Genomic DNA, 4,377 nt, shown 5'->3' on the forward strand with positions numbered 1-4,377 from the left:
CAACGTGGCCGATAGTACCAACGTTAACGTGCGGTTTTGAACGTTCAAATTTTTCTTTAGACATTTAAATTGTCCCTCTAAGACACGGAATCGGTGGTTACACCACATCAACCAAGCAGTAATTAAACTAGCGATTAGCTATGCTTGTTAAGATTTTTAATCAGGAAGGCAAGAACATTGGGGAGTGGTGCTGATAGGCAGATTCGAACTGCCGACCTCACCCTTACCAAGGGTGCGCTCTACCAACTGAGCTATATCAGCACATCTGGAGCGGGCAGCGGGAATCGAACCCGCATCATCAGCTTGGAAGGCTGAGGTAATAGCCATTATACGATGCCCGCAGAACTCGGCTACCTGACTTAAAATCAGCTTTGTATTCTACTCAAGTGTTCACGGTTTGAAAACACTTAAGTAAGGAATTAATGGTGGTGGGAGAAGGATTCGAACCTTCGAAGTCTGTGACGGCAGATTTACAGTCTGCTCCCTTTGGCCGCTTGGGTATCCCACCAAATCTAAATTTTAAATGGTGCCGGCACCAAGAGTCGAACTCGGGACCTACTGATTACAAGTCAGTTGCTCTACCAACTGAGCTATGCCGGCTAAGTGGTGCGCATTCTAGGAGGACTTTCGTCATGATGCAACAAAAAAATTGCGATATTTGTTCTTTTGCTTAGATTTTGTTCATTTTTGTATGTATTGTTGATTTTTTAGGAAAAAAACGACCAAAATGACAGCAAAAAAATCAAAGAAAATCCAACGCAATATTCTCTCTGCAATCCTAGATTTATCACTAAACAGTAAAATTCACCTAAAAGAATTATTTTTACGCTTTTATTCTACGCTTATTTTTATTTTTTATGACTATTTTTTGTACTTTTTTTACAAATTTATTCAGTTCGCGTCAAAAAAAGCAGAAAAAAAGTAAAAAATCTCTACGCCTCTGCCACATCACTCGTTATGATGCTGTTTATTTTTTATCGGATACGGGTGTTTTAAACAGCCTGTCCAACCTGCGAATACTAGGCAGATGTTGGCTTATGAATAACAAAGAACGCTTTACAACCCCTTATTTAGAATTTGATAGAAAGCAGTGGGCTACGTTAAGGAATTCGGTCCCCTTAACATTAACAGAAACAGAAATTGCCGACCTTAAAGGCATTAATGAAGAAATCTCAATTGATGATGTCATTGAAATTTATCTTCCATTATCAAGGTTGTTAAATTTCTATATCAGTTCAAATTTACGTCGTCAGGCTGTCTTAGAACAGTTTCTAGGCACAAATAACGCCAAAATTCCTTATATCATTGGTATAGCGGGTAGCGTAGCGGTGGGTAAAAGTACGACTGCCCGTTTACTTCAAGCTTTGCTCACTCGCTGGCCTGAACATCGGAAAGTGGATTTGATTACCACTGATGGTTTTTTATTACCTAATGCGGAATTAAAAAAACGCGGAATAATGAAGAAAAAAGGGTTTCCTGAATCCTATGATATGCATAGTCTTGTCTCTTTTGTCTCTGATATTAAATCGGGCAAAAAGCAAGTGACTGCACCTGTCTATTCTCATTTAGTGTATGACATTATTCCAGACAAAAAACAGGTCATTGAGCAACCCGATATTTTGATCCTTGAAGGACTCAATGTATTACAGAGTAATCAAGACTACCCTCATGATCCACATAATGTTTTTGTATCAGATTATGTCGACTTTTCCATTTATGTTGATGCAGATGAAGCATTATTGAAACATTGGTATATCAGCCGATTTTTAAAATTCCGTGAAGGGGCATTTACCGATCCCGAATCCTATTTCAATAATTATTCCAAACTGAGTCGCGAAGAATCTATTGAGATCGCGTCTTCCATTTGGCAAGAAATTAATGGCTTAAACCTAAAGCAAAATATTTTACCAACCCGTGAAAGAGCCAGTTTGATTATGACTAAGGGTGATAACCATTCGGTTAAAAGTGTTAGGTTACGTAAATAAATCTTACCTATTTAGAGAATAGATAAATTATCAATTCTCACCCTATAAATAGGTGGATTAAATTTAAATATGCTCTCTTTACCTTTTTTAGAGAGCATATTTTAATATGAAAATTGCAGCAAAATAAACCAATTATGGTGCACTTCGTAGCGAGATCTCACCACCAATATAGGGTACTATTTTATTATTTTGTTCTAAAAGTAACGCCCCTTGCTCATTAATACCTTTAGCGATACCAAAGATCTCTTTGTCACCAATAATTAATTTAACACGCCTATCAATAAAATTATCTAAACTTTTCCAACGTTCAATAAAAGCAGATAACCCCTGTTTTTCAAATTGTACAAATGCTTTTCTTAGCGCATTGGTGATTTCACAAGCCAACTGATTCCTATCTATTTTTATCCCTACCTGCTCTAAATTAATCCATTGTTGGTTTATTGCATCTTTTTGATTGTTACTCATGGCGATATTAATACCAATGCCAGTAACAATATGCGCAACATCACCCGTTTTTCCCGTTAATTCAACCAAGATCCCAGATAATTTTTTATCATTTAAGTAAAGATCGTTTGGCCATTTAACTTTGACACCATTCGCACCAAATTGCTGTAAAACTTCAGCAAGGATCACACCAACAACTAAACTTAGCCCGATTGCTGCAGCAGGCCCTTGATCCAATTTCCAATACATACTGAGATATAGATTACGACCAAAAGGAGAGATCCATTGCCGCCCTCTACGCCCACGCCCTGCAGATTGATATTCAGCAATACAAACATCACCGGAGGTTAATTCACTAATACGCTGTATCATATACTGGTTAGTTGAATCAATAACCGGTATCACACGAGCTGGTGCACCTTGAATGCCTCGATTGACACGTTCACTGTTTAGCAGGTTCATCGGTGCATCTAGCTGATAACCCTGACCTGCCACTGTATGAATGTCGATACCCCAGCTACGCAATGTCTTGATATGCTTATTAATCCCTGCCCGTGTCATCCCCAAACTTTCGCCTAATTGTTCTCCTGAATGGATCTCTCCATCAGCAAGGATATTGATGAGTAATAGAGGAGTTGATGTCTCTTTCATGAAATAGCATCCACCGCATTAATCTCGCCATGCCGTCCAATAAAACGCACTTCCGGCTCTAATTGCACGCCAAAACGTTCAAATACCTTTTGGCGAATATAACTTGCTAAATTAACAATATCGCGCCCACTTGCCTTGCCTTCTTTATTAATTAATACCAATGCCTGTTTTGTATGCACAGCAGCGCCACCGCTCTGATAACCTTTCAAACCACATTGATCAATAAGCCAGCCTGCAGCAAGTTTTACACCATTATGTTGTACATATTGAGGGCAAAATGGATATTTACTTTTTAAGCGTTGTGCAAGTTTTATATCAACAATAGGATTTTTAAAAAAACTACCCGCATTACCTGTAAGAGCAGGATCCGGCAATTTACTTGTCCTCATACCGCATACAGAGTCGAATACTATCTGTGGTGTGACTGTTTCTGGTGATAATTTAGCTAAATCACCATAGGTCAAAATAGGTTCCCAATGTTTATTCAGCACTAAACCAACGGCAATAATTGCATAACCTTGCTGATAGTGATGTTTAAAAATACTGTCGCGATAGCCAAATTGGCACTCTTCATTTGTTAAACGCGTGACTTTACCAGTGCTTAACTCAACAATATCAACATAGGCGCAAACGTCTTTTAATTCTTTACCATAAGCACCAATATTTTGTATGGGAGCAGACCCAACATTACCAGGGATTAAAGCGAGATTTTCTAACCCATAAATATGCTTTTCAATTAAGCTCTTTATAAGGTTATGCCAATTTTCACCTGCCCCAACATGAATATGCCATTGTTGCTCATCTTCTGTAATTTCAATGCCAGAAATACAGTTTCTAATCACCGTACCATTAAAATCTTCAGTGAATAGAACATTACTCCCTCCGCCTAAAATAAGAATAGGCAGTTTTTGGTCTTGAGCATTTTGCCAGTACCGACAGAGTTCATCTGTATTCTTTGCCGTTTCTATATGACGAGCATTGGCTTTCAAACCAAATGTATTAAATGATTGCAATGAAATAGGTTCATTCATGAAAGTCGACCTCATTTAGCTGATAGCTTAGTTTAGCAGTCAACCTGCTGTGAGGATAGCGCGAGTGAGCTGTTGGTAGGTAATAAGAGTAAGTTAAAAAGATACCTGTAATATTCTAGGTGTGATGATCATTAAGAATAAAGAAAAACAAATGCAAAAAAGCCAACCCATTGGGTTGGCTTTCTCGTCTTATTTAATGCTTAGCAGTTCCCTACTCTCACATGGGGAGACCCCACACTACCATCGGCGCTACGGCGTTTCACTTC

At 38.5% G+C, this 4,377-nt stretch carries 3 protein-coding genes, 4 tRNA genes and 1 pseudogene; 1 reads left to right on the forward strand and 7 read right to left on the reverse strand.

Translation table 11 applies throughout. The features are described 5' to 3' along the window. The 5 genes and pseudogenes from GWI58_RS07130 to GWI58_RS07150 form a co-directional block, all read right to left on the reverse strand. Positions 1–64 (reverse strand): annotated as a pseudogene (locus GWI58_RS07130) (GTP-binding protein); the annotation flags it as partial. 121 nt (positions 65–185) lie between these two features. Next, positions 186–261, reverse strand: a tRNA-Thr gene (locus tag GWI58_RS07135). A 5-nt stretch (positions 262–266) separates the two neighbouring features. Continuing rightward, positions 267–341: transfer RNA gene (locus GWI58_RS07140), tRNA-Gly, on the reverse strand. 82 nt (positions 342–423) lie between these two features. Next, positions 424–508 (reverse strand) — tRNA-Tyr (locus tag GWI58_RS07145). 16 nt (positions 509–524) lie between these two features. Next, positions 525–600 (reverse strand) — tRNA-Thr (locus tag GWI58_RS07150). 437 nt (positions 601–1,037) lie between these two features. Here GWI58_RS07150 and coaA point away from each other — a divergent pair. Then, the gene (gene coaA / locus GWI58_RS07160) at positions 1,038–1,985 is read left to right on the forward strand and encodes a type I pantothenate kinase (RefSeq protein WP_004246971.1); all 948 of its coding nucleotides are present in this window, start codon (positions 1,038–1,040) and stop codon (positions 1,983–1,985) included. Between the two features lie 132 nt (positions 1,986–2,117). On the opposite strand, the gene birA is transcribed toward coaA, so the two are convergent. Then, entirely contained in the window at positions 2,118–3,080 is a 963-nt protein-coding gene (gene birA / locus GWI58_RS07165; protein ID WP_036895978.1) for a bifunctional biotin--[acetyl-CoA-carboxylase] ligase/biotin operon repressor BirA, read from the reverse strand. Continuing rightward, positions 3,077–4,111 carry a UDP-N-acetylmuramate dehydrogenase gene (murB, locus tag GWI58_RS07170; RefSeq protein WP_094960308.1) on the reverse strand — a complete coding sequence of 345 codons (1,035 nt, stop codon included), beginning with the start codon at positions 4,109–4,111 and terminating at the stop codon, positions 3,077–3,079. Before murB ends, birA begins: the two co-directional genes overlap by 4 nt. Positions 4,112–4,377: the final 266 nt, after the last annotated feature.

Origin of the sequence: Proteus sp. G2674, assembly GCF_009915195.1 — a bacterium.
GTDB lineage: Bacteria > Pseudomonadota > Gammaproteobacteria > Enterobacterales > Enterobacteriaceae > Proteus > Proteus mirabilis.